Annotated in this window: 27 protein-coding genes; 19 read left to right on the top strand and 8 right to left on the bottom strand. The window is 70.8% G+C overall.

Annotated features, from left to right (window positions below):
* Positions 1-39: 39 nt before the first annotated feature.
* Positions 40-792: a hypothetical protein gene (locus OHT74_RS14115; protein ID WP_328620403.1), complete on the bottom strand. Its 753-nt coding sequence runs from the start codon at positions 790-792 to the stop codon at positions 40-42.
* Positions 793-900: 108 nt separating this feature from the next.
* Here OHT74_RS14115 and OHT74_RS14120 point away from each other — a divergent pair, with 108 nt between their 5' ends.
* Positions 901-1,482, top strand: coding sequence for a Uma2 family endonuclease (locus OHT74_RS14120; protein ID WP_328620404.1), 582 nt, complete (start codon positions 901-903; stop codon positions 1,480-1,482).
* A 111-nt stretch (positions 1,483-1,593) separates the two neighbouring features.
* On the opposite strand, the gene ychF is transcribed toward OHT74_RS14120, so the two are convergent.
* Positions 1,594-2,682, bottom strand: coding sequence for a redox-regulated ATPase YchF (gene ychF, locus OHT74_RS14125; protein WP_266625934.1), 1,089 nt, complete (start codon positions 2,680-2,682; stop codon positions 1,594-1,596).
* Between the two features lie 135 nt (positions 2,683-2,817).
* On the opposite strand from ychF, the gene OHT74_RS14130 reads away from it, so the two are divergent.
* Positions 2,818-3,348, top strand: coding sequence for a DUF6542 domain-containing protein (locus tag OHT74_RS14130; RefSeq protein ID WP_266664189.1), 531 nt, complete (start codon positions 2,818-2,820; stop codon positions 3,346-3,348).
* A 9-nt stretch (positions 3,349-3,357) separates the two neighbouring features.
* Here the strand turns inward: OHT74_RS14130 and ppgK are convergent, their stop codons facing one another.
* Together ppgK and OHT74_RS14140 are read right to left on the bottom strand one after the other, a co-directional pair.
* Positions 3,358-4,104, bottom strand: coding sequence for a polyphosphate--glucose phosphotransferase (gene ppgK, locus OHT74_RS14135; RefSeq protein ID WP_266664191.1), 747 nt, complete (start codon positions 4,102-4,104; stop codon positions 3,358-3,360).
* A 33-nt stretch (positions 4,105-4,137) separates the two neighbouring features.
* On the bottom strand, positions 4,138-5,142 hold the full coding sequence (locus tag OHT74_RS14140) for a 4-hydroxy-3-methylbut-2-enyl diphosphate reductase (RefSeq protein WP_266664193.1): 1,005 nt from the start codon (positions 5,140-5,142) through the stop codon (positions 4,138-4,140).
* A gap of 86 nt (positions 5,143-5,228) precedes the next feature.
* Here OHT74_RS14140 and OHT74_RS14145 point away from each other — a divergent pair, with 86 nt between their 5' ends.
* The 4 genes from OHT74_RS14145 to OHT74_RS14160 all read left to right on the top strand — a co-directional run bounded on the left by OHT74_RS14145 (position 5,229) and on the right by OHT74_RS14160 (position 8,956).
* Positions 5,229-6,599 (top strand): APC family permease, encoded by a 1,371-nt coding sequence (locus OHT74_RS14145; protein WP_328623315.1) that lies wholly within the window; start codon positions 5,229-5,231, stop codon positions 6,597-6,599.
* 108 nt (positions 6,600-6,707) lie between these two features.
* Positions 6,708-7,937: an exodeoxyribonuclease VII large subunit gene (gene xseA, locus OHT74_RS14150; protein WP_328620405.1), complete on the top strand. Its 1,230-nt coding sequence runs from the start codon at positions 6,708-6,710 to the stop codon at positions 7,935-7,937.
* A gap of 57 nt (positions 7,938-7,994) precedes the next feature.
* Positions 7,995-8,240: an exodeoxyribonuclease VII small subunit gene (locus OHT74_RS14155; RefSeq protein ID WP_328620406.1), complete on the top strand. Its 246-nt coding sequence runs from the start codon at positions 7,995-7,997 to the stop codon at positions 8,238-8,240.
* Between the two features lie 125 nt (positions 8,241-8,365).
* Positions 8,366-8,956 (top strand): malonic semialdehyde reductase, encoded by a 591-nt coding sequence (locus tag OHT74_RS14160; RefSeq protein WP_266664201.1) that lies wholly within the window; start codon positions 8,366-8,368, stop codon positions 8,954-8,956.
* 141 nt (positions 8,957-9,097) lie between these two features.
* On the opposite strand, the gene OHT74_RS14165 is transcribed toward OHT74_RS14160, so the two are convergent.
* Entirely contained in the window at positions 9,098-9,622 is a 525-nt protein-coding gene (locus OHT74_RS14165; protein ID WP_328623316.1) for a DUF4245 domain-containing protein, read from the bottom strand.
* A gap of 212 nt (positions 9,623-9,834) precedes the next feature.
* On the opposite strand from OHT74_RS14165, the gene glpX reads away from it, so the two are divergent.
* Complete coding sequence (gene glpX / locus OHT74_RS14170) at positions 9,835-10,866, top strand: class II fructose-bisphosphatase (RefSeq protein ID WP_266625948.1); 1,032 nt, start codon at positions 9,835-9,837, stop codon at positions 10,864-10,866.
* Between the two features lie 92 nt (positions 10,867-10,958).
* On the opposite strand, the gene OHT74_RS14175 is transcribed toward glpX, so the two are convergent.
* Positions 10,959-11,357, bottom strand: a complete 399-nt coding sequence (locus OHT74_RS14175) for a WhiB family transcriptional regulator (protein ID WP_399246598.1) — start codon at positions 11,355-11,357, stop codon at positions 10,959-10,961.
* 272 nt (positions 11,358-11,629) lie between these two features.
* On the opposite strand from OHT74_RS14175, the gene OHT74_RS14180 reads away from it, so the two are divergent.
* Positions 11,630-12,067, top strand: coding sequence for a hypothetical protein (locus OHT74_RS14180; protein WP_328620407.1), 438 nt, complete (start codon positions 11,630-11,632; stop codon positions 12,065-12,067).
* Between the two features lie 71 nt (positions 12,068-12,138).
* Here OHT74_RS14180 and OHT74_RS14185 read toward each other — a convergent pair whose 3' ends face one another.
* Positions 12,139-12,804, bottom strand: a complete 666-nt coding sequence (locus tag OHT74_RS14185) for a DUF1707 SHOCT-like domain-containing protein (protein ID WP_443047385.1) — start codon at positions 12,802-12,804, stop codon at positions 12,139-12,141.
* 150 nt (positions 12,805-12,954) lie between these two features.
* Between OHT74_RS14185 and OHT74_RS14190 the strand changes: the two genes are divergently transcribed.
* The 8 genes from OHT74_RS14190 (at position 12,955) to OHT74_RS14225 (ending at position 19,895) form a co-directional block, all read left to right on the top strand.
* On the top strand, positions 12,955-14,619 hold the full coding sequence (locus OHT74_RS14190) for a fumarate hydratase (RefSeq protein ID WP_328620409.1): 1,665 nt from the start codon (positions 12,955-12,957) through the stop codon (positions 14,617-14,619).
* A gap of 151 nt (positions 14,620-14,770) precedes the next feature.
* Positions 14,771-14,917 carry a hypothetical protein gene (locus OHT74_RS14195; protein ID WP_328620410.1) on the top strand — a complete coding sequence of 49 codons (147 nt, stop codon included), beginning with the start codon at positions 14,771-14,773 and terminating at the stop codon, positions 14,915-14,917.
* Positions 14,918-15,091: 174 nt separating this feature from the next.
* The gene (locus tag OHT74_RS14200) at positions 15,092-16,210 is read left to right on the top strand and encodes a hypothetical protein (protein ID WP_328620411.1); all 1,119 of its coding nucleotides are present in this window, start codon (positions 15,092-15,094) and stop codon (positions 16,208-16,210) included.
* Between the two features lie 12 nt (positions 16,211-16,222).
* Entirely contained in the window at positions 16,223-16,834 is a 612-nt protein-coding gene (locus OHT74_RS14205; RefSeq protein WP_328620412.1) for a hypothetical protein, read from the top strand.
* A gap of 44 nt (positions 16,835-16,878) precedes the next feature.
* Positions 16,879-17,718: a histidine kinase gene (locus OHT74_RS14210; protein WP_328620413.1), complete on the top strand. Its 840-nt coding sequence runs from the start codon at positions 16,879-16,881 to the stop codon at positions 17,716-17,718.
* 69 nt (positions 17,719-17,787) lie between these two features.
* Entirely contained in the window at positions 17,788-18,231 is a 444-nt protein-coding gene (locus OHT74_RS14215) for a hypothetical protein (RefSeq protein ID WP_328620414.1), read from the top strand.
* Between the two features lie 152 nt (positions 18,232-18,383).
* Positions 18,384-18,998 carry a hypothetical protein gene (locus OHT74_RS14220; RefSeq protein ID WP_266664209.1) on the top strand — a complete coding sequence of 205 codons (615 nt, stop codon included), beginning with the start codon at positions 18,384-18,386 and terminating at the stop codon, positions 18,996-18,998.
* Between the two features lie 123 nt (positions 18,999-19,121).
* Positions 19,122-19,895, top strand: coding sequence for a glycerophosphodiester phosphodiesterase (locus OHT74_RS14225; RefSeq protein WP_266996799.1), 774 nt, complete (start codon positions 19,122-19,124; stop codon positions 19,893-19,895).
* Positions 19,896-19,978: 83 nt separating this feature from the next.
* On the opposite strand, the gene OHT74_RS14230 is transcribed toward OHT74_RS14225, so the two are convergent.
* Positions 19,979-21,508, bottom strand: coding sequence for a ricin-type beta-trefoil lectin domain protein (locus OHT74_RS14230; protein WP_328620415.1), 1,530 nt, complete (start codon positions 21,506-21,508; stop codon positions 19,979-19,981).
* A gap of 105 nt (positions 21,509-21,613) precedes the next feature.
* Here OHT74_RS14230 and OHT74_RS14235 point away from each other — a divergent pair, with 105 nt between their 5' ends.
* From OHT74_RS14235 to OHT74_RS14245, 3 genes are all read left to right on the top strand, one after another.
* Complete coding sequence (locus tag OHT74_RS14235) at positions 21,614-23,029, top strand: class II fumarate hydratase (protein ID WP_328620416.1); 1,416 nt, start codon at positions 21,614-21,616, stop codon at positions 23,027-23,029.
* Positions 23,030-23,132: 103 nt separating this feature from the next.
* Positions 23,133-23,828 carry a cytidylyl-2-hydroxypropylphosphonate hydrolase gene (gene fomD / locus OHT74_RS14240; protein WP_266664215.1) on the top strand — a complete coding sequence of 232 codons (696 nt, stop codon included), beginning with the start codon at positions 23,133-23,135 and terminating at the stop codon, positions 23,826-23,828.
* Between the two features lie 717 nt (positions 23,829-24,545).
* Positions 24,546-26,618 (top strand): SpoIIE family protein phosphatase, encoded by a 2,073-nt coding sequence (locus tag OHT74_RS14245; protein WP_443047704.1) that lies wholly within the window; start codon positions 24,546-24,548, stop codon positions 26,616-26,618.
* Positions 26,619-26,666: the final 48 nt, after the last annotated feature.

Raw genomic sequence — 26,666 nt, forward strand, 5'->3', positions numbered from 1 at the left:
TTCTGAGCGGGCCAAGTCAGCACGGGATTACGTCATCCATCACGTGAGAGCACCGCCATCACCCAGCGGCTCCATGGGGATCTGCTGGACGGCGGACTCCAACGAGCCAGCGCCCTCAATGTCCGCCCCGTGTTCCGGGTTCGGACGTTCCAGTGCCCTCTGGATCTGACGGCTCAGTGCTTCGACGGAGCGCGACTGCCCCTCCTGCGCATCGGCACTTCTCTTGAGGTGCTTGGCGATCTGGTGCGCACTCCACTCCGTCGAATCAGTCTCAAGGGCACTGTCCCTGAGAGCTTCGAGATCCACCGTGTAGGTGAGCGGGTCCACGCGACCGAAGGGTCCGTCCGACTCCACCCGGAACTCGTAGACCTTGGGCAGCTCCGAGGAGAAGAGTTGATGGCCCACATCCATGACGAAGGGGATGCGGCGCTTGGGAGGAAGGGTCGCGATGCGCCGACCAACAGCACGGTTGAGGGTTTCGGCCCGCTCGGCCCCCAGAGTGGTCTGGAGCGGAGGACTCACCGAGATGCGTACGTTGCGGGCCAACGTCTGGCCGATGTTCTCGATCACCAGCACAAGCAATGACGAACCAGGGATGCGGGGCCTGATGTCGACGATGACGTACGGTTCCGCCTGCCCCTGTTGAGCCTTCTCCGTGAGGGCGTTGGCCTGGGCAACCGCCCTCGCCTGACGCCGGTTGTAGACGAGAGCCCAAAACGCGGCCGTAGTGGAGAAGACGAGAGCCGCCACGGAAATGACCACCGTGGCGATCTGAACCGCTGAGTCGCTCATGACCGGATGCTAGGCAGGTGGGTGGTTACAGCGTGGAAAGGTCCCGAAAATCATCCGGCCGAGATCGTTGGCTCTCCAGCCTGAGCTTCAGGCCGCTACCGTGAAGCCATGACCGCACTGCCCGACTGGATGCGCCCGCCGCGCGCGGAAGGCTGGTTCGCGGAGGACCTCGACCGCCTCCCCGAGGCGCCCCGCCACACCGAGCTGATCGACGGAGCCCTCGTCTTCATGATGTCGCCCCAGAGGTGGTGGCATGGCCACCTCGTCACCATGCTCACGGTCGCACTCATGGAACAGGCGCCCGCCGACGCCAGAGTCGGCCGCGAGATGACCATCAAGCTCGACCCGCGCAACCGTCCCGAACCGGACCTGCTGGTGACGACGGCCGACTTCGACGGTGACCGCACCTGGTTCGCACCAGAGGACGTCCAGCTCGTCATCGAGGTCGTCTCCCCCGAGTCCGCCCATCGCGATCGCACAGTAAAGCTCCGCAAGTACGCGGAGGCCGGCATCCCGCACTACTGGTGCATCGAGGACGAAGACGGGGCACCCGTCGTCCACGTCTACGAGCTCGACGAACCCACCGGCGCATACGCGCCCGCCGGGATCTTCCGGGGCACCCTCCAGCGCCCGGTGCCCTTCGAAGTCAGCCTGGACCTCGACAAGCTCACGCCGCCCCGAAGCAGCTGAAAGTCAGCACCAAGTCAGCACGGGAATGCAGAAGGGGTCGGACTCACCAGAGTCCGACCCCTTCTGACCTGCACATTTGACGAAGTCATCTCACATGCAGTAACGACACGACTACACGTTGAAGCGGAACTCGACCACGTCGCCGTCCTGCATGACGTAGTCCTTGCCCTCCATGCGGGCCTTGCCCTTGGCGCGGGCCTCGGCCACCGAGCCGCAGGCGACCAGGTCCGCGAAGGAGATGACCTCGGCCTTGATGAAGCCGCGCTGGAAGTCGGTGTGGATCACGCCGGCCGCCTCGGGGGCCGTGGCGCCCTGCTTGATGGTCCAGGCGCGGGTTTCCTTCGGGCCGGCCGTCAGGTACGTCTGGAGGCCCAGGGTGGCGAAGCCGACGCGGCCGAGGGTGGCCAGGCCGGGCTCCTCCTGGCCGACCGACTGGAGGAGCTCGAGGGCCTCCTCGTCGTCCAGCTCGGAGAGGTCCTGCTCCAGCTTGGCGTTCAGGAAGATCGCCTCCGCCGGGGCGACCAGCGCGCTCTGCTCCGCCTTGAAGGCGTCGTCCACCAGCTCGTCCTCGTCCACGTTGAAGACGTAGAGGAACGGCTTCGTGGTCAGCAGGTGCAGCTCGTGGAGGAGGTCGCCCTGCTCCGTGCCCTTGGTGATGCCCTTGGAGAACAGGGTGTCGCCGGCCTCGAGGATCTTCTTGGCTTCGACGACGGCCGCGAGGACCGCGACCTTCTCCTTCTGGAGGCGGGACTCCTTCGTCAGGCGGGGCTCGGCCTTCTCGATGGACTGGAGGTCGGCGAGGATCAGCTCGGTGTTGATCGTCTCGATGTCGTCCTTCGGCGAGACCTTGCCGTCGACGTGCACGACGTTCTCGTCCTTGAAGGCACGGATGACCTGGCAGATCGCGTCCGACTCACGGATGTTCGCGAGGAACTTGTTGCCCAGGCCCTCACCCTCCGAGGCGCCGCGGACGATGCCCGCGATGTCGACGAAGTCGACCGTCGCCGGGAGGATGCGCTGCGAGCCGAAGATCCCGGCGAGGACGGCCAGGCGCGGGTCCGGGACGCCGACGACGCCGACGTTCGGCTCGATGGTGGCGAACGGGTAGTTGGCCGCCAGCACGTCGTTCTTGGTCAGGGCGTTGAACAGGGTCGACTTGCCGACATTCGGCAGGCCGACGATTCCGATCGTGAGCGACACGTTGGCGACTTCCCGTAGCTGGAGGGGGCGGCGGCCCGGGAGTGGGCCACCGGACAGTTTACTTTCCGATGAGTGGCAGTCGTTGTACGCGTGTCCCCACCCCGATACCGCGCTCGGCCCGCCTAGCTTGGTGGGGTGGAGCAATACAGGACGCGTTCGGCGGATCACCCGCAGCGACAGCAGCCGGAGCGGCAGCAGCCGCGGCGCCCGGCCGCCCCGCCCATCGGCGGGGTGCCCGCCCAGGGCGGCCGCCCGCAGCCCGCGCCCGCCCGGCGGCTGCCGCGGGCCCGGCTGACCGGGCTCGGCGGCGGGCTGTTCGCGTGCGTCGCGATGACCCTGGTCGCCGGGATCGCCTGGCTGCTCTTCGGCGGCTCGCTGCTCGCGTACGGACTGCTCTTCCTGCCCGTCGCGGCCGCCACCGCCCTCTGGGTGCGCCCCGCCGACCTGATCACCGCGCCGATCTCCGCGCCGATCGCCTTCGCCGTCGGGGTCTGGCCCATCACCGGCGGCTCGGGCGGCTTCGGCGCAGAGCTCATGGGCATCGTGTCCGCCCTGTCGCTGCACGCCGGCTGGCTGTACGGGGGGACCCTGATCTCCGCGCTGATCGTCGTCGTACGGAAGGCCGTGCTCATCTCCCGGCGTAGACTCCCCCGCCGTACGGCCTAGCGCAGCCGCCTAACTGCTCGATCCCCTCGCCGCCATCGCCGCCCCCACGATGCCCGCGTTGTTCTGGAGCTTGGCCGGGACGATCTCGGCCCGGACGTCCTGGATCAGCGGAAGGAACTTCTCCGGCTTGCGGCTGACGCCGCCGCCGATGATGAACAGGTCCGGGGAGAAGAGCATCTCCACGTGCTCCAGATACCTCTGCACCCGGTGCGCCCAGCGCTCCCAGGTGAGCTCCCCGTCCTCCTTGGCCTTGACCGACGCCCGCTTCTCCGCGTCGTGGCCCTTCAGCTCCAGGTGGCCGAGCTCCGAGTTCGGAACCAGCCGGCCGTCCGTGAACAGCGCGCTGCCGATGCCGGTGCCCAGCGTCAGCATGATCACCGTGCCGTCGCGGCCCCGGCCCGCGCCGTACGTCATCTCCGCGATCCCGGCGGCGTCCGCGTCGTTGAGGACGGTGACGGGCTGGCCGCCGAGCCGCTGCGACAGCAGGGTCGCCGTGTCGACGCCGATCCACGCGCTGTCCATGTTGGCCGCCGTGCGGGTGACGCCCCCCGTGACGACGCCCGGGAACGTCACTCCCACCGGGCCGTCCCAGTCGAAGTGGCGCACCACCTCGACGACACAGCCGGCCACCCCGTCGGGGGTGGCCGGCTGCGGTGTCAGTACCTTGTGACGCTCCTGCGCCAGCTCGCCACGGTCCAGGTCCGCGGGAGCGCCCTTGATCCCGGAACCACCGATGTCCACGCCGAAGATCTGCATGGAAACACCGTAGGGAACTTCGCGGGCAGGGGCCTACTTCTCGGCGACCAGCGCGGCCGCTTCCGCGCGCAGGTCGCGGCGCAGCTCCTTCGGCAGCGAGAAGACGATCGACTCCTCGGCGGTCTTGACGATCTCCACGTCTTCGAAGCCGCGCGCGGCCAGCCACTCCAGGACCTCCTCGACCAGCACCTCCGGCACCGAGGCGCCCGAGGTCAGGCCGACCGTGGTGACGCCCTCCAGCCAGGCCTCGTCGATCTCGCTCGCGAAGTCGACGAGGTACGCGGCGCGAGCGCCCGCGTCGAGGGCGACCTCGACCAGCCGGATCGAGTTCGAGGAGTTCTTGGAGCCGACGACGATGACGAGGTCGGAGTCGGCGCCCATCACCTTGACCGCGGCCTGGCGGTTCGAGGTGGCGTAGCAGATGTCGTCGCTCGGCGGCGAGACCAGCAGCGGGAACTTGGTCTTCAGCGCGTCGACCGTCTCCATGGTCTCGTCGACCGAGAGGGTGGTCTGCGAGAGCCAGACGACCTTCGACTCGTCGCGCACGACGACCTTGTCCACGTCGTCCGGGCCGTCCACGATCGTGATGTGGTCCGGGGCCTCGCCGGAGGTCCCGATGACCTCTTCGTGGCCTTCGTGGCCGATGAGGAGGATGTCGAAGTCCTCGTTCGCGTACCGGATGGCTTCCTTGTGCACCTTGGTGACCAGCGGGCAGGTCGCGTCGATCGTCGCGAGCTTGCCGGCCGCCGCCTCCTCGTGCACCACCGGCGCCACACCGTGCGCGGAGAACATCACGATGGAGCCCTCGGGCACCTCTTCCGTCCGCTCGACGAAGATGGCGCCCTTCTTCTCCAGCGTCTGGACGACGTACTTGTTGTGCACGATCTCGTGCCGGACGTAGACCGGCGCACCGTACTGCTCGAGGGCCTTCTCGACGGCGATCACGGCTCGGTCCACGCCCGCGCAGTAGCCGCGCGGGGCGGCGAGCAGGACGCGTCGGGAAGCGGGAGCAGGTGCGGCAGCAGTCATGCGGTCCATCGTACGGGGGTCTCCAAGAGGCCCGGCGTCGCCCATTCGGCACAGACTGGGTCGAACGTGAGAACCGACCGCCCCCCGGAGGAATGATGGCGTCCGTCACGGAGCCCGGTACGGCCCCGAAGCCGGCCCTCCGGCGGAGCCTCGGATTCCGGGACCTGGTCGTGTACGGGCTCCTCTTCATCGCCCCCATGGCCCCGGTCGGGGTCTTCGGCGCCCTGGACGCGAAATCGCACGGCGCCGTCGCCCTCGTCTACGTCTTCGCGACGATCGCGATGGCCTTCACGGCGTTCTCGTACGCGCAGATGGTCCGGGTGGCCCCGCAGGCCGGCTCGGTGTTCACGTACGCGCGCAAGGGGCTCGGCGAGGGGCCCGGGCTGATCGCCGGCTGGATGGCGATGCTCGACTACCTGCTGATCCCGGCGGTCGCGTACCTCTTCTCCGGGATCGCGATGAACGCGCTGGTCCCGGAGGTCTCCCGGTGGGTGTGGACGGCGCTGGCCGTGCTGGTGACCACCGGGCTGAACCTGTGGGGCGTACGGGCGGCCGCGCGCGTGGGCTTCGCCGTGCTGGCCATGGAGATCGCGGTGCTGCTGGTGTTCGTGGTGGCCGCGGTGACGGTGCTGGTCCGGGACGGGGCGCAGCGCGGCTGGCTCTCGCCGCTGACCGGGGACGGCACGCCGGCCTTCTCCCTGACGGCCGTCCTGGGCGCGGTGTCGGTGGCGGTGCTCTCCTACCTCGGCTTCGACGCGATCGTCTCGTTCGCGGAGGAGGTGACGGGAGGCTCGGCGCGGGTGGCGCACGCGGTGCTGTTCTGCCTGGCGCTGGCCGGGGTGCTGTTCATCGGACAGAGCTACCTGGCGGCGCTGCTGATGCCGGTGTCCTCGGCGGAGCTGGCGGCCGAGCCGGCGCAGCAGGGGCCGGCCTTCTACAACGCGGTGGACTCCTCGGTCGGCCCCTGGCTGCACGACCTGGTCGCGGTCAGCAAGGCGATCGGGGCGGCGTTCGCGGCACTGGCCGGGCAGGCGGCGGCGGGCCGGCTGGTGTTCGCGATGGCCCGGGAGCGGCGGCTGCCGGGGGCGCTCGCGCGGACCTCGGACGGGACGCCTCGGCCGGCCCTGCTGGTGGCGGCGACGATCACGCTGGTCGCGGCGGTGTGGGCGGCCCGCCGCGACGACGGGCTCGACCAGCTGGTCTCGGTGGTGGACGTCGGCGCGCTGGTGGCGTTCACGCTGCTGCACGCCTCGGTGGTGGGCTGGTTCGTGGTGCGGCGCGGGGCGGGGAGCCCGAACTGGTGGAAGCACCTGGTGGTCCCGGTGCTCGGCGCGGCGGTGACCGTGACGGTGATCGTCGAGGCGTCCTGGACGGCTCAGGTGGTGGGGGCGGTGTGGCTGGCGGTGGGCCTGGGGGTGCTCTTCGTCCAGCGCGGCCGGCGGCCGGACGCCGACACCGGACGCTGAGACACGACACCCTCACCGGACCCGGACACAACACCGTCACCGGACCCGGGACACGACACCATCACCGGTCCCTGAGACGCTGTCAGCCCGGGCGGCTAGCCTTCGTGCATGGGTCTGAATACGTCGGCTGACGCGCCGCTGCCGGTCGGCCAGGTGTCCCGGCTCATCGGGGGCTGGATCGACCGGCTCGGCCAGGTGTGGGTGGAAGGGCAGATCACGCAGCTCTCGCGGCGGCCGGGGGCGGGGGTGGTCTTCCTGACGCTGCGCGACCCCTCGCACGACATCTCGCTCAGCGTGACCTGCTACCGCCAGGTCTTCGACGAGGTCGCGGACGCGGTGACGGAGGGCGCGCGGGTCGTCGTCCTGGCCAAGCCGGAGTGGTACGCCCCGCGCGGGCAGCTGTCGCTGCGGGCCACCGAGATACGGCCCGTCGGAATCGGCGAGCTGCTCGCCCGGCTGGAGAAGCTCAAGCGGTCGCTCGCCTCCGAGGGCCTGTTCGCGCTGGACCGCAAGAAGCCGCTGCCCTTCCTGCCGCAGCTGATCGGGCTGGTGGTCGGGCGGGCCTCGGCGGCCGAGCGCGACGTACTGGAGAACGCCCGGCGGCGCTGGCCGGCGGTCCGCTTCGAGGTGCGGAACGTCGCCGTCCAGGGGGTGAACGCGGTGCCGCAGGTGATCCGGGCGGTCAAGGAGCTCGACGCCCTGGACGAGGTCGACGTGATCATCGTGGCGCGCGGCGGCGGCAGCGTGGAGGACCTGCTGCCGTTCTCCGACGAGGAGGTCGTAAGGACGGTCGCGGCGGCCCGTACCCCGGTGGTCTCGGCGATCGGGCACGAGCCGGACTCCCCGCTCCTGGACCTGGTCGCGGACCTGCGGGCCTCCACACCCACGGACGCCGCGAAGAAGGTGGTCCCGGACGTCGGCGAGGAGCTGGAGCGGGTACGCCAGCTGCAGGGCCGGGGGCTCCGGGCGGTGCGCGGGCTGCTCGACCGGGAGGAGCGGGGCCTCGCTCACGCGCTCGCCCGGCCGGTCTTCGTCCATCCGCAGCGGATGGTGGAGACCCGCGAGGCCGAGCTGGAGGCCCTGCTGGGCCGCACCCGGCGCACCCTCGGGCACCTGCTGGACCGGGCGGATTCGGAGCTCGCGCACACACTGGCCCGGGTGGTGGCGCTGTCCCCGGCGGCGACGCTGGAGCGCGGGTACGCCGTACTGCAGCGGGCGGACGGGCACGTGGTGCGCTCGCCGCAGGACGTCTCGGCGGACGAGGTGCTGCGCGCGCGGGTGGCGGAGGGCGAGTTCTCCGTACGGGTCGCACCGGACGCCGGGCAGCCCGGCGAGTGAGCCGCGCGCCCCGCACCGAATATTCGATGCACTGCACACACACAAGGTGGGACGGGAATGACTGAAACCGATACCTCGTTGGGGTACGAGCAGGCCCGGGACGAGCTCATCGAGGTCGTCCGCAAGCTGGAGGCCGGCGGCACCTCCCTCGAGGACTCCCTCGCGCTCTGGGAGCGCGGCGAAGAGCTCGCGAAGGTCTGCCGGCACTGGCTGGAAGGGGCCCGCGCCCGGCTCGACTCGGCACTGGCAGCCCGCGAAGCGGGGGCCGACGGGGGTGGCGGGAGTGACGAGCGGGGCGCCTGAGGCCGGGCCGAACGCGAGGCCAAACGTGATCCGAGTCACCTCGACGCCGATTTAGTTGAAAGTTATACAACTTTTGGCTTAATGTCGGGACATCGCTTCACCTCCGTATGGAAGAAGGCTTTCCGATGTCTCTCGTTCTTGACTCCGCCGCTCAGGACCTGCTGTTCCGCGAGGCCCGCACCGCCAACTCGTTCTCCGACGAGCCGGTGACCGAGGAGCAGGTCCAGGCGATCTACGACCTGGTCAAGTACGGCCCCACCGCCTTCAACTCGACCCCGCTGCGCATCACGCTGGTCCGCTCCCCCGAGGCCCGCGAGCGCCTGGTGAACCTGATGATGGAGGGCAACCAGGCGAAGACCGCCGCCGCGCCGCTCGTCGCGATCCTCTCCGCGGACAACGAGTTCCACGAGGAGCTGCCGCAGCTGCTCCCGCACTTCCCGCAGGCCAAGGACGCCTTCTTCAGCGAGCGCCCGGTCCGCGAGCAGGCCGCCGTGATGAACGCCGCCCTGCAGGCCGCGTACTTCATCGTCGGCATCCGCGCCGCCGGCCTCGCCGCGGGCCCGATGGGCGGCCTGGACTTCGCCGGTGTCCAGAAGGAGTTCCTGGACGGCGACCACACCCCCCTGATGGTCGTCAACATCGGCAAGCCGGGCGAGGACGCGTGGCACCCGCGCGGCCCGCGCCTGAGCTTCGACGAGGTCATCACCACCGTCTGAGTCCGCACGCAGGTACGCAGAAGGCCGCGCCCCCGGGATTCCGGGGGCGCGGCCTTTTCCGCATGTCGGCGCCCGTACGGCGGGCTGCTAGCCGTACGGCGGGCTGCCGGCCGTACGGCGGGCTGTCGGCCGTACGGCGGACTACTGGGCGGCGCCCTGCTTGAACTCCAGCGCCGCCGCCATCGTGCCGAGGCCCTCGAAGGAGGCCGTTCCGGCCACCACCGTGACGTAGCCCTGCTCCTGGCGGACGAGCGCGTCGTACTTCTCGCCCTCCCAGCGCTCCCAGGTCAGGTCGCCCACCTGCTGCGTCTGCCCGGTGGCCTTCGCCTGCTGGGTGAGGGCGGCCACGCGCTTGGCCGAGGCGTCGCCGGACTGCTCGATCGCGACGTACTGCCCCTGCGGGTCCAGGAATCCCAGATGCCAGGCGTTCGCGGCCCTGCGGTCGAACCTCACCGAGGTCGCCCGCCACTCCGCCGGCAGCCCCACGGGCGCCGCCACCGGGTACGGCGCCGCGCGCCGGGCGGTGATCGTCTCCACCCGGTAGTCGACCACGTGTGTCGGATCGGCCTTCTCGTCATGTGGGACGAAGATGTAGATCACCGCGACGACGACACCGATCACCGCCAGCGACCGGACCATGTCCCAGACCGTCTGCTTGCCCTTCATACCTGCCACGCCACCATCGTCCCCCATGGCCGGGAGCGATCTCCGCCGGGGTGGCCGCGGCGCCCGCCCCCGTTCGCAAGATGTCCGCTCAGGCCAATCGCCTGACCGATATTCCGCTCATACGTGACCCGGTCTGCTCAATTTGTCGACGTACCGATAGAGTTCCAGCACCCTCACTTCCCGGCCGTCGCCGTACAGAAAGGTGCGCTCCGATGACCGAGCACAACCTGCCGCCCCAGCTCGAAGTCTCTCCGGAGGCCCCCGACCGCAACCTCGCCCTGGAACTGGTCCGGGTGACCGAGGCCGCCGCGATGGCCGCCGGCCGGTGGGTCGGGCGCGGCGACAAGCTCGGCGCCGACGGCGCCGCGGTCAACGCGATGCGGACCCTGATCTCCACCGTCTCGATGAACGGCGTCGTCGTCATCGGCGAGGGCGAGAAGGACGAAGCCCCGATGCTGTTCAACGGCGAGCGGGTCGGCGACGGCACCGGTGCCGAGGTCGACATCGCCGTCGACCCGATCGACGGCACCACCCTGAACGCCAAGGGCATGCCGAACGCCATCGCCGTGCTCGCCGCCGCCGACCGCGGCACCATGTTCGACCCGTCCGCGGTCTTCTACATGGAGAAGCTGGTCACCGGCCCCGAGGCCGCCGACTTCGTCGACATCAACGCACCCGTCTCGGTGAACATCCGCCGCGTCGCCAAGGCCAAGAACATGGCCGTCGAGGACGTCACGGTGATCATCCTGGACCGCCCCCGCCACGAGGGCATCGTCAAGGAGATCCGCGAGACCGGCGCCCGGATCAAGTTCATCTCGGACGGCGACGTCGCGGGCTCGGTCATGGCGGTGCGCGAGGGCACCGGTGTGGACCTGCTCCTGGGCATCGGCGGCACCCCCGAGGGCATCATCTCGGCCTGCGCCATCAAGTGCCTCGGCGGCACGATCCAGGGCAAGCTGTGGCCGAAGGACGAGGCCGAGCGCCAGAAGGCCATCGACGCGGGCCACGACCTGGACCGGGTCCTGCACACCGACGACCTGGTGTCCGGCGAGAACGTCTTCTTCGTCGCCACCGGCATCACGGACGGCGAGCTGCTGCGCGGCGTCCACTACCGCTCGGAGACCGCGACCACGTCCTCGCTGGTCATGCGCTCGAAGTCGGGCACGATCCGGCAGATCGACTCGACCCACCGCCTGTCGAAGCTGCGCGCCTACAGCGCGGTCGACTTCGACCGCGCGAAGTAGCACCCGGAGGGGCCGGCCGGCGGCCGGCACAGCGAGAGGGGCGTTACCGCGTGCGGCGGTAGCGCCCCTCTCGCTCGCGTGCGTACGGGCCCTCAGCCCGCGGCGGCTATCGGGCCGGCCCCCGGGGCCTGGCGCAGCTCCGCCGCCCGGCGCCGGCGCCGGGCCAGCACCACCCGCCGTTCGGCGGCGGTGAGCCCGCCCCAGACCCCGTACGGCTCGGGCTGGAGCAGTGCGTGCTCGCGGCAGGCGACCATCACCGGGCAGCGCGCGCAGACGCGCTTGGCGGCCTCCTCGCGGGAGAGCCTGGCCGCGGTCGGCTCCTTGGAGGGCGCGAAGAACAGCCCCGCCTCGTCCCGGCGGCACACCGCCTCCGCGTGCCATGGGCCGTCCTCTTCCCTCGCCGGCACCCGCGGCTTCGGTACGGCGGCCGGACGCGCCTGGAGGCTCTGTACGGCGACTACCTGCAGGGACTGATGCGGCGGATGCTGCACGGTCTACTCCTGACGACGTATACGCAAGCGAGAGACGATGCACCTGTCCCTACCCGCTGTACGCGCCCCTATGCACTGCGTGGAGCAAGCGCGCCGCGGTGAGGAACTTCGACCGAAACCCGACGCACCGCCCGGCCCCTACCCCTCTGGTTGCACGCCGGCTACCCCCTGGGTGGGCCCTGAGGATCACCCCGTGGTGGGCCGAGAACGAAGGACTCCTGCGACTACGTTTCCCCCGTCCCGAACGACGTGCCCGACACGACGGAGGAACGATGAACCTGAAGACGAAGGCAGCCCTGACCTTGGCCGCGATCCCGGCGGCCCTGCTGCTGACGGCCGGCCCGGCCGCCGCCGGCGCCGGCTACGACGTCACCCACACCGGCGGCGACATCGCCGGGGCCTGGGCCCGCGGCAACATCTGGACGACGTCCGACGGCCGAGTGCACCTGGACGGCAAGCTGAAGGACACGTCCTCGGCGGACAAGAAGGGTGCGGCCCTGCGGATCCACGCCGTGTACGCGGACGGCGGCACCCGCGACGAGGAGGTGTGGAACACCAACGGCGCCGGGGCAGAGGTCAACATCGGCGCGTACAGCTTCGCGTCGAGCGTGCGCCGCATCCAGCTCAAGGAGTGCCAGCTGTTCCGCGCGAGCAACGGCGGCATCTACGTCGGCGCCTGCGCCGGCGGCACGGACGTCTGGTCCCTCTGACCGGCCCTGCCGACCGGCCGTAGGCCCCGGGCCCCGCGGCCCGGGGCCCGGGGCCTACGGAGTGGCCGGCGCTACCTCTCCAGGCGCTTGCGGAGCTTGAGGGCCAGGTCGACCAGGCGGGCGCCGAGCTTGGGCCGGGCCTCGATGTTGCCCAGCAGCGCGAAGCCCCGGACGATCACCACCGGTGCGTTCGGATCGGTGGTCCCGGCGCGGCCCTCGCCGTGCACCTCGAAGTTGCCGAGGACCCCGCTGCCGTAGCCGCGGAGCGTCACGTTCTCCGGGACCACGATCTCGACGTTCCCCAGCACGCTCGTCACGTTGATCTCGGTGACCTGCTGCTCGAAGACCGCCTCGGTGAGGTCGACGGTGACGTCGCCCAGGACGGAGACCACGCGGGTGTGTGCGCCCGGCCGCCAGTGGCCCTTGCGGGTGACGCTGCTGCACACGGCGACCACGGTCTCCGAGACCTCGGCCTGGCCGGCCTGCGCAGGAGCCGCCGGAGCCTGTGCGTACGAGGGCGCCGCAGGCCCGGCGCCGGGCGCGGGCAGATCCCGTACGAGCACCTCGAGCTCCCCGACCGTCTTCACGGCGTACAGCGAATCCAGGCGCTCGGAGTGCTCGTCGGCGGTCAGCCGGCCCTCGGCGAGGGCGTCGGCCAGGATGTGCGCGATCCGGTCGCGGTCGGCGTCGGAGGCTCGCAGTTCGGCGGGCGCGGCAGGCTTCTTTTCCAGGTCCACGTCGGCCAGCATAGCGATACGCGATAGATCGCGATAGTCGCCAGTGAGCCTTACCTCACAGACACAGCCCGGGACGGAGGTCCTACGCTGGATAGCCGCGCTGCCAATTGGTCGCCAGCGCCGTCTGCCGAGTGAGGAATGACTGCCGTCATGCCAGAGTTTGCGTACACCGACCTGCTGCCCCTGGGCGAGGACACCACCCCCTACCGGCTGGTGACCTCGGAGGGCGTCTCGGCCTTCGAGGCCGACGGCCGTACGTTCCTCAAGGTCGAGCCGGAGGCGCTGCGCAAGCTCGCCGAAGAGGCCATCCACGACATCCAGCACTTCCTGCGCCCCGCGCACCTCGCGCAGCTGCGCCGGATCATCGACGACCCCGAGGCCTCGTCGAACGACAAGTTCGTCGCGCTCGACCTCCTCAAGAACGCGAACATCGCGGCGGCCGGCGTCCTGCCGATGTGCCAGGACACGGGCACCGCGATCGTGATGGGCAAGCGCGGCCAGAACGTCCTCACCGAGGGCGGGGACGAGGCGGCCCTCTCGCGCGGCATCTACGACGCGTACACGCGCCTGAACCTGCGCTACTCGCAGATGGCCCCCATCACCATGTGGGAGGAGAAGAACACCGGCTCGAACCTGCCCGCGCAGATCGAGCTGTACGCGACCGACGGCGGCGCGTACAAGTTCCTCTTCATGGCCAAGGGCGGCGGCTCGGCCAACAAGTCCTTCCTCTACCAGGAGACCAAGGCGGTCCTCAACGAGGCCTCCATGATGAAGTTCCTGGAGGAGAAGATCCGCTCGCTCGGTACCGCGGCCTGCCCGCCGTACCACCTGGCGATCGTGGTCGGCGGCACCTCCGCCGAGCACGCGCTGAAGACCGCGAAGTACGCCTCCGCGCACTACCTGGACGAGCTCCCCACGGAAGGCTCCCCCCTGGGACACGGCTTCCGCGATGTCGACCTCGAGCAGCAGGTCTTCGAGCTGACCCAGAAGATCGGCATCGGCGCGCAGTTCGGCGGCAAGTACTTCTGCCACGACGTCCGCGTCGTCCGCCTCCCCCGCCACGGCGCGTCCCTCCCGGTCGCGATCGCCGTGTCCTGCTCGGCGGACCGCCAGGCCACCGCGAAGATCACCGCCGAGGGCGTCTTCCTGGAGCAGCTCGAGCGCGACCCGGCCCGGTTCCTGCCGGACACCACGGACGAGCACCTCAGCGACTCCTCGGACGTCGTCTCCATCGACCTGAACCGGCCGATGGACGAGATCCTCGCGACGCTGACCGAGCACCCGGTGAAGACCCGTCTCTCCCTGACCGGCCCACTGGTCGTGGCGCGCGACATCGCGCACGCCAAGATCAAGGAGCTGCTGGACTCGGGCGCGGAGATGCCGCAGTACCTGAAGGACCACCCGGTCTACTACGCAGGCCCGGCGAAGACCCCCGAGGGCTACGCCTCGGGCTCCTTCGGCCCGACCACGGCCGGCCGCATGGACTCGTACGTCGAGCAGTTCCAGGCGGCGGGCGGCTCGAAGGTCATGCTGGCCAAGGGCAACCGCTCCCAGCAGGTGACGGACGCGTGCGGCACGCACGGCGGCTTCTACCTCGGCTCGATCGGCGGCCCGGCGGCGCGCCTGGCCCAGGACTGCATCAAGAAGGTCGAGGTCCTGGAGTACGAGGAGCTCGGCATGGAGGCGGTCTGGAAGATCGAGGTCGAGGACTTCCCGGCGTTCATCGTCGTGGACGACAAGGGCAACGACTTCTTCCAGAACCCGGCTCCGGAGCCGACGTTCACCCACATCCCGGTGCGCGGCCCGGGTCTGTAGTGCGACGGCCGGGGGCCCGGGGCGTTGCGACGTCACCGGGCCCCCGGCTGCCCCGAGGACCGGCCGCAATCCCAAGCCGTGCGGCAGCCGGGGGAATTCGAATGTATAGGCTGCTGTGCAGGACGTGATCGACGCACGGCGGGGGAACGGCATGTTGACGTACCAGGAAGTGATGACCACCGACTACGGACGCCTCCTCACGGTCGCCGACAAGTGGCAGTCGATGGCCGAGGATTTCCGCAAGGTCGAAGGACGCTATCGGGACAGCGTCCAGAAGGTCCACATGAGCGGCAACTGACTGGGAGTCAGTGCGAGCGTCTCGTACACGAACTTCGCCGCGACCCAGTACGAGTACCAGGCCGCCCAGACCCAGGCGAAGGCGACCGCCACGCTGCTGCGCAACGCGCACCAGGAGCTGACCGAGCTCAAGAAGACCCTTGAGAACGCGCGCGCCGACGCGATCAAGGCGGGGATGAGCGTCTCGGGGACGGGGGACGTGGCCTTCGACACCGAGAAGCTCAGCGCCGCCGAGAAGAACGCCATGCATCACGACCCGGACTACATGACGAGCGTGCGGACCGCCGAGCAGTCGTGGCGCGACTACATCAAGGAGTGCGTCAAGGCGGTCGACGAGGCCGACCAGGACCTGCGCAAGGACCTGGAGGCGGTCGTCAAGGACGGCCAGGGCGGCAAGGGCGACGGCACGCTGGACACCGGCTTCAACGGGCAGGCAGGGGAGGTCGCGAAGGCCGACGACGCCCAGAAGCAGGAGCGCATGGACCTCGCCTGGTTGAAGAAGCGGGACAACGAGACCCTCGACGACTACCTTGAGCGGCTCCAGAAGGAGGGCCTGACCCGCCTCACGGGCAATCCGAAGCTGGCGGAATTGGTCACCAACGTCAACAAGGGCACCGTGACGGCCGGTGCCTTCGCCACCGCGCTCACGGCCGTCGGCATGAACTCCTTCAAACTGGCCAACTACTTCAAGGACGTGAAGGCCGGCAACTTCCCGAAGGCCTTCAACTCGCCCGGCACCCTGATGGAACGAAACGTCAACGCGCGGATTGCGGGTGGGGCTCCGGGCGGCCTGTTGAGCAAACTGCCCCCCAACGTCGTCGGCGCGCTCACGGGTTCCGACGAAGCGGCCATGTGGGGCGCCAAGATGAAGAACGGCCGGTTCTTCATACCGGCGGCCTCCGAGGCCAACCTGATAACGGTCGCCCGGCAGGGCGGTATGGCGAACGCCATGAAGGCGGCCGGTGCGATGCGCGGGCTGGGTGTGGTGGGAGGCGTCGCGGCCACCGCCTACGGCGTGGCGAACCTGTGCACCTACGACACCGACATGATCAAGAAGGATCCGTCCAAGTTCGCCACCGACCTCACGGGTACGGCCTTCAGCGCCTCGATGACCGCGATGACCGTGTGCCCCAACCCGATCACCGCGGGATTCGCCGTGGGAACCGGCGTCGCCTACGGCGCCGCGCTGATCTGGGACAACCACGAGGCCATAGGCAAGGGCCTGGAGAAGGTCGGAGACGGCATCGCCGACGGCGCCAAGAAGCTCGGCAGCGCGCTGAACCCGTTCGACTAGAAGGGCAGAGACATGCACACCCAGAGCACCCCGTTCGCACTGAGCACGTGGCAGGGCGGCGAGAAGGGTCAGCTCCGCCGGACCGGTTGGCAGGGGAAGTCCGCGGAGTGGGGCGAGATCACGGTGGCCTCGCTGCCGCACGCACTCGACAACGTCCGCGCCACCGAGGTCACCGGCGGCCAGATCCCTCGGGGCGTCTTCGAATCGCGCGGCATCCACGTGATGGCCGCCGAACGGCCGACGCTGAACGGAGCGACGCTGCGCATCGGGGACGCTCTGGTGTACCTGAAGCGGAACCGGTGGGGAGCCACGCGCCGGGGCCGCGCTCTGCACATGAAGCACGCCGGCGACCGGTATCGGCTCTGGGCGGTCAATCGCCGGGAGTACGTCCTCATGCGCGAGGCGGACAACCAGGACCGCGGTGTCACCGTCAAGGTCAAGGAATCCGGCATGGCCAAGTGGAAGCGCGTCGACGTGAGCGTGACCGGCCGGGCCCTCGGGGCCGACATCGCGCTCGCCCTCGTCTTCGCAGGGGTCGACCGGTCCGTACTGACCAGGCGGGGTGCCATGCGTGCGGGCCTCTCGCGGGTCTTCCACGTGGCGGCGGACTCCGCCCTGGGGTGACCACCGACCGACCCGACGAACCCACTGATGGAGCGAGTGAGCGTATGCCTTCCTATGACCTTTCCCGAGCCCGCTTCCGCCTGAGCGACGACCACGTCTTCGTCCTCATCACGGTGGCAACCGGAGAGCCCGTACCGGACGAATTCCACGCGGCGCAGGAGGAGCTGCGAACGTGCGGACTGATCGACGGGAACGGGCAACTGGCCCATGTGCTCCTGCCCCTGCTCGACACCCTGATCGCCCCGTCCGTGGTCATCTCGCTGGAAGCGGTCGGCCGACAAGGCCAGTTGAACCACGGACTGCTCATCGGTCCGGATCACGTCATCGCCCACCAGGCCTGGCCGGGCGCGAGCGAGTCGGAGTACGCGTCCGTCGAGCCGAAGATGCTGGTGTGGGCGCTGGCGAACATGGTCAATCTGCAGCAGTCCGGTCCCGGCGGGGGCGCGGTGCACGCGGACGAGGTGGTCGAGACCCGGCTCGGGATGGTCGAAGCGGGTCTCAGCGCCCTGGAGGGCGTCTCCGCGGCCGAGGCCCCGGGTTCCGAACGTGCCTACATCCACGAGGCGCTGGCGCAGGACGCGGCCCTCGGCGAGGCGCAGGCGACGCTGCTCGCCGCTCTCATCGCCGAACTGCGGTCGAGCTGGCGGATGACCGCCGCGTGGCGGGGCCGCCAGGAGGGCCAGGACGGGGTGGAAGCACGCGGTTTCGCGGTGTGGGACTGCGGTCCGCTCGGGTACTGGCACCGGGAACTGCCGGCCGAGCCGATAGCCGCGGGTCAGGTGGGCCAGGACAGCGCCGTTCGGCTGGTCCGCGTGGCACCGAAGAGGGTCTGGGATCTGATCTCGGAACTCCTGCCCGAGGAAGCCGAGCTGCGGCACGTCTGAGCCCGGTGCACAGGGCTCGCGCGATGGTCAGACGTACGATCGAAGACAGACTGAGGGGGAGGCTGAAACATGTCGGTGGGTTTCGATCAGGAGTCGGGCCGGTCGCGCGTCGACGCGGCCGATCAGCACGTGGACATGCGGTTGAACAGCACTGACGGTGCCGCGGGGCCGGTGGCGCCCGGCGGGTCGGGGAGCTTCGGTTCCACTCCGGCCGAGAAGAAGGCCGCGGCGAACACGATCGAGACCGAGCTGGAGCCGAACACCAAGAAGGCCGCGGAGCACGCGGACGAGGCGACGAACAGCGCGGTCACGGGATTCGACGGGTGGGCCACCGCTGCAGGCCTGAAGAAGGTTGCGGACACCTGGGACACGCAGGTCAAGAATCTGATGGGCCGGCTCTCGTCCGAGAAGAGCGCCCTGCGGGGCGCCTCGGGTCTCTTCGTAAGCAATGACGTCGGCCTCGGTGGCCAGTTCCGGCCGCTCGGCGCCCAGTCGAAGCTGAACGGCCTGTAGATCCGGGTCTGTAGCGCGACAGCCTGAGGGCCTCTCCCCCGTTCGGGGGAGAGGCCCTCAGGCATATCCGCCCATCGGCAGATGGCAGGCCGGCGGGCTCCCGGCGAGGCTGTTCCCGTAGACGAACGGCACACCGTCAACGGGAGTTCACGATGAAGAACCGCAAGCGCGCCCTCCTCCTGGCCGGATGCGCCGCCGCCCTGGTGGCGTCGCTGATCGGTGCGGCTCCGGCCCCCGCGGCGCCGGCGGAGCCGGGAACGCCGAAGCTCGCCTCGGTGCACGGGGGCGGGACGGTGTCCTACCCCTACGTCCCGAAGGAGCACGACATCCGCTTCACGGTCGACGCCGACGCCGCCCCGTGGAGCAGGCCCTTCCCGGCGCCGGGCGGGGAGCAGGGCATGCCGGTCGACGCGCGCGGCAAGGTGACCGTCTACCACGCCATGCCCGAAGCGGGCTTCACCGGCGTCGCCGAGGCGGAGGTGGACTGCATGGTGACCGGCGGCAGGACGGCCACGATCACCGCGGTGGTCACGTCCTCGAACGTCGGATGGGAGGGCAAGCGGATCGGGATCAGCGTCCAGGACGGCGAACGCGGCGGGCCCGACCGGGTGGGCTTCTCGTGGGGCATCGCCAACGTCGACGTGAAGCCCGACGGCTCGGTGTCCGAGCCGCGCGTGGGCACGTGCATGGCCCCGGCCCCCTTCACGGAGGTCACGAAGGGCGGCTTCAAGGTCACCCCGGCGCCGCTGGCCCCCCGGCCCCACTGAGCAGTCCTGTCAGGGCTCCCGCTCCGCGGAGCCGTCTCCCCGCACCCCGATGTAACGAACTGTTCGGTCACCCGGTCGCCGCCGGCTCCGCGCAGCACCACGCATCCGGATAACGTCTGATCCATGAATCGGCAGTACGCGCAGTCCGTCACCGCCCGCGACGTGCGGGTCATCGCCCATCGGGGGGCCTCCCACGAGCACCCCGAGCACACCCTCGCCGCCTACCGGCAGGCCATCGCCGACGGCGCCGACGCGCTGGAGTGCGACGTACGGCTGAGCGCCGACGGGCGGCTCGTGTGCGTGCACGACCGGCGGGTGGAGCGGACCTCCGACGGGCGCGGGGTCGTCTCCGCCATGACGTACGAGGAGCTGGCCGCGCTCGACTTCGGCGGCTGGAAGGGGGAGGAGCACCGCGGGGCGCAGGTGCTGCTCTTCGAGGACCTGCTCAAGGAGGCGCTGGCCGCCGACCGGCCCGTCGGGCTGGCCGTCGAGACCAAGCACCCCACCCGCGCAGGCGGACGCCTGGAGGCCGAGCTCGTACGGGTCCTTAAGGACCACGGGCTGGCCGACGGATCCGACGGCCGCATCGAGGTGATGAGCTTCTCCCGCAACGCCCTGATCCGGCTGAACCGGCTGGCTCCCGGCCTGCCCGCCGTCTACCTGATCGAGCGGCGGCTGCGGCCTGCCAGGCCGCCGTTCGCGGGGCACGCCGGGCCGGGTATCGACCTGCTGCGCAAGGATCCGGGGCTGGTGGCGCGGCTGAAGGCCGAGGGGCTGCGGGTGCGGGTCTGGACGGTCGACGAGCCCGAGGACGTGGAGCTGTGCCTGCGCCTCGGCGTGGACACGCTGATCACCAACCGGCCCCGCGAAGTACGGGAGTACTTGAACGGCCTGTGACCGACGTGCAGCCACCCGGCCGGGGTGCGCCGGCCGGGTGTGGGGGGTTCGGGTCGTACGGGGCGGGTTACACGCCGTGTCCTCTACACGAAGCGCTGGTTCGCCGAGCCGTTGCAGGTCTGCAGGCGCAGCTGGTCGTGGGCGGCGGCCACGGTGAGGCACATGCCCGGGGCGGCCGCGGGGTGCAGGGTGGCGCCGTCGCGGACCCACTGCTGGTTCGCGCCGCCGTGGCAGTTCCAGATGATCAGGCCCGTGCCGGCCCCGTAGTTGGCGCCCGGGGCGTCCAGGCAGCGGTCGTGGGTGAGCTCGATGTGGACGGACTTCTTCGCGGAGTCGTACCACCAGCCCTGGTTGCGGCCGCCGTGGCAGTCCCAGCCGAGGACCTTGGTGTCATTGGCGCTGGCGCCGCCGTTGGAGTCGAGGCAGTTGCCGGTCGCCTCGTTCTTCAGCGGGCTGTACAGGTCGTCCCAGGCGCCGGTCTGCAGGACGGGGGTGCCGGTGCTCGCCGGGTCGGCGCAGGAGGCCTCGCGCAGGCCGGAGTTGTAGAGCTGGGTCAGGCAGGCCGCGAAGGCGCCGTGGCCGCGGTAGTTGGGGTGGAAGGACTGGCGGGCGGTGTTCTCGTCCCACGGGAAGTGGTCTCCGAGGTCCAGGTAGAGGCCGCGGGCCCAGGTGTCCTCCATGCACACCTCGTGGCCCTGGAAGAGCCGCGAGTTGTCCAGGTACGTGGCGCCCGAGGCCAGGGCCGCCGCGCGCATGCCCTTCTCGAAGGTGGGCACCGCGTAGTTGCGGCCCCAGGCGGCGTCGGAGTCGTAGCCGGCGCAGCCTCCGGGGAGCTTGCCGGGGAAGTTCGGGTTGTCGTAGAAGTCGGGGCCGATGGGGCTGGGGTAGCCCATCACGACGAGCTTGTAGTCGGAGTCGGCGTAGCCCGCGTCACGCATGACCGTCTTGAGGTCGGCGACGGTGGACTCGACCTTGGGCTTCAGGCCGTCGACGCGCGCCTGCCAGCCGGGGCCGTACTTGGGCTCGCAGGTGCCCTGGCTGAGCACCCAGCGGGTCACGCAGTCGGTCATGACCGGGCCGAACTGCAGGTCGTCGTTGGCTCCGGCGACGAGCAGCACCATTTTGATCTTCGTGTTGCGCGCCTTGACGGCCAGGCTGTCGCTCTGCACCAGTTCGTCGGCGTACTGCTTGCTGCCGCCGATCCGTATGTTGCCGGTGTAGCCGCCGGAGCAGGCGACGTTGAAGGTCAGGTCGGCCGGGATGCCGGTGCGGTGGATGGCGGAGTCCGGCGAGCGGTGGCACTGGTTGTTCGGGGTGTTGGTCGCCGGGTCGTAGTTGCCCACGCCCTCGCCCGAAATCTCGCTGTCGCCGAGCGAGATCAGGCCGGTCTTGCGCTCGTTCAGCGGGCGGATCGCCGCGTCACCGTAGATCTTGACGGCCTCCGCCGCGCGGATGGCCTCCAGTTCGGGCGAGAGCGGGGTGGCGGCCGCGGCGGGGGTGGTCGCCGCCTGGGCCATGGGGGTGATGGCGGTGACGCCCCCGAGGGCGGCCGCGATCGCCGCGACGGCGGCGAAGGTAGATCTGAGCCTGGGTCTCGTACGCACACGTGTCATGAACGTCTCCCCTGTCGGTGTTACCCACGGTATTTACTGGCCGGTAGGGGAGTTGGGAACACTTCGAACAAGACAATTGCTCAACTTTTTGAGGAGGCCACGAAGATGACGAACGTTCAGCAGGCCCAGGGATCAACAGGCGAGTACCGGATCGAGCACGACTCGATGGGCGAGGTACGGGTGCCCGCGCACGCGAAATGGCGAGCTCAGACCCAGCGCGCGGTGGAGAACTTCCCCGTCTCCGGGCAGCGCCTGGAGCGCGCCCACATCGAGGCGCTCGCCCTGATCAAGGCCGCGGCCGCCGCGGTGAACGCGAAGCTGGGGGTGGTGGACGAGGGCATCGCCGGCGCGATCCGGTCCGCCGCCGCCGAGGTGGCCGAGGGGCGCTGGGACGAGCACTTCCCGGTCGACGTGTTCCAGACCGGGTCCGGGACCTCCTCCAACATGAACACCAACGAGGTCATCGCCACCCTGGCCGGCGAGCGGCTCGGCCGCGAGGTCCACCCCAACGACCACGTCAATGCCTCGCAGAGCTCCAACGACGTGTTCCCGTCGTCCATCCACATCGCCGCGACCGCCGCCGTCACCCGCGAGCTGATCCCGGCCCTGGAGCACCTCGCCGCCGCCCTGGAGCGCAAGGCCGCCGAGTTCGCCGAGGTGGTCAAGGCGGGCCGCACGCACCTGATGGACGCCACCCCGGTGACGCTGGGCCAGGAGTTCGGCGGGTACGCCGCCCAGGTGCGCTACGGCGTCGAGCGGCTGCGGGCGGCGCTGCCCCGGCTGGCCGAGCTGCCGCTGGGCGGGACCGCGGTGGGCACCGGGATCAACACGCCGCCCGGGTTCTCCGCGGCCGTGATCGCCGAGGTGGCCGCCGCGACCGGGCTGGCGCTGACCGAGGCCCGCAACCACTTCGAGGCCCAGGGGGCGCGGGACGCGCTGGTGGAGACCTCGGGGATGCTCCGTACGATCGCCGTCTCGCTGACCAAGATCTCCAACGATCTGCGCTGGATGGCCTCGGGGCCGCGGACAGGATTGGCCGAAATCAATCTGCCCGATCTCCAGCCGGGCTCGTCGATCATGCCCGGGAAGGTCAATCCGGTGGTCCCGGAGGCCGTACTGATGGTCGCCGCACAGGTGACCGGGAACGACACGACCGTCGCCGTGGCGGGCGCGGCCGGCAATTTCGAGCTCAATGTGATGCTCCCGGTGATGGCCAAGAACCTCCTGGAATCGATCCGGCTGCTGGGCAACGCGAGCCGCCTGCTGGCCGACCGCACGGTCGACGGGATCACCGCCAACGAGGCGCGGGCCAGGGAGTTCGCCGAGTCCTCCCCCTCCGTGGTGACCCCGCTGAACCGGTACATCGGCTACGAGGAGGCGGCCAAGGTCGCCAAGAGGGCCCTCGCCGAACGGAAGACGATCAGGGAGGTCGTGCTGGAGTCCGGGTACGTCGACCGCGGCGACCTGACACTGGAACAGCTGGACGAGGCACTCGACGTCCTGCGGATGACCCGGCCCTGAAAACGTTTCCGGGCTGGGGCCGGATTCGGTCGTTTCCCGTCCCCGCTCACCTCCGTGACCTGCACCGCAGCGGGCGCAGGGGCCCCAGCCCTAAGATCTGCGCATGACAGGTACCGGAGGCCGCGGGGGCGGCGACGCGCAGGGCACCCGCTGGCGGCCCGGGGAGCAGATCCTCTGGCGCTACCGCGACCACGCCCCGGGCCTGAAGGGCGCGGTCCACATCTGCCGCCCGGTGACCGTGGTGCAGGACACCGACGAGCTGCTGGCGGTGTGGATGGCCCCCGGCACCGAGTGCGTCAAGCCGGTGCTGTCCGACGGCACCCCCGTCCACGAGGAGCCGCTCGCCACCCGTTACACCGCGCCGCGCACCACCGTACGGTCGCGCTGGTTCGGCGCCGGCGTGCTCAAGCTGGCCCGGCCCGGGGACCCCTGGTCGGTATGGCTGTTCTGGGAGCACGGCTGGCGGTTCAAGAGCTGGTACGTGAACCTCGAGGAACCGCGGACCCGTTGGTCCGGCGGGATCGACTCCGTGGACCACTTCCTGGACATCTCCGTCTACCCGGACCGCACGTGGAAGTGGCGGGACGAGGACGAGTTCGCGCAGGCTCAGCGGTCCGGTCTGATGGACGCGGAACAGGCCCGCCGGGTGCAGGTCGCGGGGCGGTCCGCGGTGGACGTGATCAAGGCGTGGGGGGCTCCGTTCTCCGATGGCTGGCAGGACTGGCGGCCGGATCCCGCCTGGGGAGTTCCGGCCCTTCCCGAGGACTGGGACCGCACTCCGGCGCATATGACCTCATGAGACCCTTGATGCGCCCCCGGGGTTCAAACGTAAGATCTCCCTCCGCGGGTCGCGCGCGGGAGGCGCGCTCGTCCGCACAACCGTAATTGTCGTGCCGTATGCGGGACTTGACCGGAGGTCAACGCAGAGCGGGAGGTAACGAGCGGGACGCGGTACCGCGGGGTGATGGTGTCCCCGCCGCTGAGCGGGTATACCGCGACTGACCGAGTTGAGTGCAGCGCACATCGAGCGCAAACGGACGGAATTCCACGCGTGACGGAGTACCCCACCTCGCAGGAGGGCCCGCAGCCTGCCGCGGCCGCCGCGACACCGGCCCCGGGCGGCTCCGCCATGCCTGCCTCCTCCGGAGGCCCGGCGGACGAACTGGGCCACGGCAAGGCCCCCGTCCCCGCCGCCGAGGCCGTACGCGGTTCGGCGGCGACAGGCGACGACCCGGTCCGCGCGCACGCGGAGGCCGCCGGCCGGGGCTCGGACGTCCCGCACCCGCGCGGCGAGGGCGTGCCCGCCCCGCAGGACGGCACACCCCGCCCGGGCCGAGGCCGCTCGCGCGCCACCTCGGCGCAGGGCGCGGCCGGCCGCCGCGGCCGCGACGGCGAGGCGGCCCGCAATGCCGCGCGCGAGACCGCAGCGGGCGGATCCCGGCGGCGCGACGGCGAAGCCGCACGGAACGCCGCGCACGCGGCGGCCGCCCACGACGAGGACCCGGCCTCCGCGGCCCTGCCCGTCGGGCGGGCCCACGAGGCCCCCGACACGGGCCAGGACCGTCGGGCACCCGCGATACCGGACGCCTCCCGCCCCCGCGAAACCGGACCGGACGCGGACGCACTCACCACGGGCCGCGAAGGCCCGGCCGCCGCAGGCGGCGAGGGCGCAGCCGCCGGGCAGGCACGTGAAGGCCGCACCCCGGCGGACACGGACCCCGCCCGCACGGCCGGGACCGGCGCCGCCGGGCCGGCGTACGAGGGGCAGGGCTCCGCAGTGGCCGATGTCCTCGGCGGTGGCGCGCCGGTGCCGGACGGCGGAATGGCGCGGCGCGAGGGGGACCGGCTGCGCTTCGTCGGGGCCGCCACCCGGCGGATCGCCCGTGGCATCGACCTCGACGAGATCGTGCTCGGACTGTGCCGGGCCACCGTGCCGACCTTCTCGGACGCCATCCTCGTCTACCTGCGGGATCCCCTGCCGGTGGGCGACGAGCGTCCCGTCGGCCCGGTCGTTTTAAGGCTGCGCCGCACCGACCGGCTCCGGCCGATCGACGATCTGACGGGAACCGACGGCACGGGGGCTCCCGGGGCCGCGGGGGCCGCCGGCGAGCTCGACTTCAGCCAGCTGCCGCTGGTCGGCCCGCAGGGTGACCTGCCCGCGGCCGAGCTGTGCGAGATCCGCACCGGCGGTGCGCTCGCCGAGGTGCTGCGCGGCGTACGGCCCGTCTTCGGGTCCGCCGCCGGGGCCAAGGACGCGCTGGCGGAGCTGCTCGGCTCGGAGCACCCCGTACCGCGCGGCCAGCGGGCCATCCTCGCGCCGCTGCGCGGCCGCCGCCGCGTCATCGGCGCCGCGGTGTTCCTGCGCAGCCCCGAGCGGCCCGCGTTCGAGCAGAACGACCTCCTGGTCGCCGCCCAGCTGGCCACGCACACCGCGCTCGGCATCGACAAGGCGGTCCTGTACGGCCGCGAGGCGTACATCGCCGACGAGCTCCAGCGCACCATGCTCCCCGACAGCCTCCCGCAGCCCACCGGGGTCCGGCTCGCCTCGCGCTACCTGCCCGCTGCCGAGACGGCCCGGGTCGGCGGCGACTGGTACGACGCCATACCGCTGCCCGGCAGCCGGGTCGCACTCGTCGTCGGCGACGTCATGGGCCACTCCATGACCTCCGCCGCGATCATGGGCCAGCTCCGCACCACCGCACAGACCCTGGCCCAGCTGGACCTTCCGCCCGCCGAGGTCCTGCACCACCTCGACGAGCAGGCGCAGCGCCTCGGCTCCGACCGGATGGCCACCTGCCTGTACGCGGTCTACGACCCGGTCTCGCACCGGATCACCATCGCCAACGCCGGCCACCCGCCGCCGGTGCTCCTGCACCTCGGCGGCCGCGCCGAAGTGCTCCGCGTGCCCCCCGGCGCCCCCATCGGCGTCGGCGGCGTGGACTTCGAGGCCGTGGAGCTGGACGCCCCCGCCGGGGCCACGCTGCTGCTCTACACCGACGGCCTGGTGGAGTCCCGGCTGCGCGATGTCTGGACCGGCATCGAGCAGCTCCGCGAGCGGCTCGCCACCACCGCCCAGCTGACCGGCCTGGACCATCCGCCGCCGCTGGAGGCGCTCTGCGACGACGTCCTGGACATGCTCGGCCCGGGCGACCGGGACGACGACATCGCGCTCCTCGCGGCCCGCTTCGACGGCATCGCGCCCAGTGACGTGGCGTACTGGTTCCTGGACCCGGAGGAGACCGCTCCGGGCCGGGCCCGCCGGTTCGCCCGCCGCGCGCTGACCCGGTGGGGCCTGGAGGAGCTCCAGGACTCCCTGGAGCTGCTGGTCAGCGAGGTGGTCACGAACGCCGTACGGTACGCCGAGCGGCCCGTGACGCTGCGCCTGCTGCGGACGGACGTACTGCGCTGCGAGGTCGGCGACGACTCCCCGCAGCTGCCGCGCCAGCGCCGGGCCCGGGACACCGACGAGGGCGGCCGCGGGCTGTTCCTGGTCAACCGGATGGCCCGCCGCTGGGGCGCCACCCGGCTGAGCAGCGGAAAGGTGGTCTGGTTCGAGCTCCAGTTGCCCGGGGCGAATGACCGGCGTTGACCGGGCAGGCGTGAGGCCGAACGCGAGAACACCGCCGCCCCGCAGCAT

This window comes from Streptomyces sp. NBC_00354 (genome assembly GCF_036106915.1).
Taxonomy (GTDB): Bacteria; Actinomycetota; Actinomycetes; order Streptomycetales; family Streptomycetaceae; genus Streptomyces.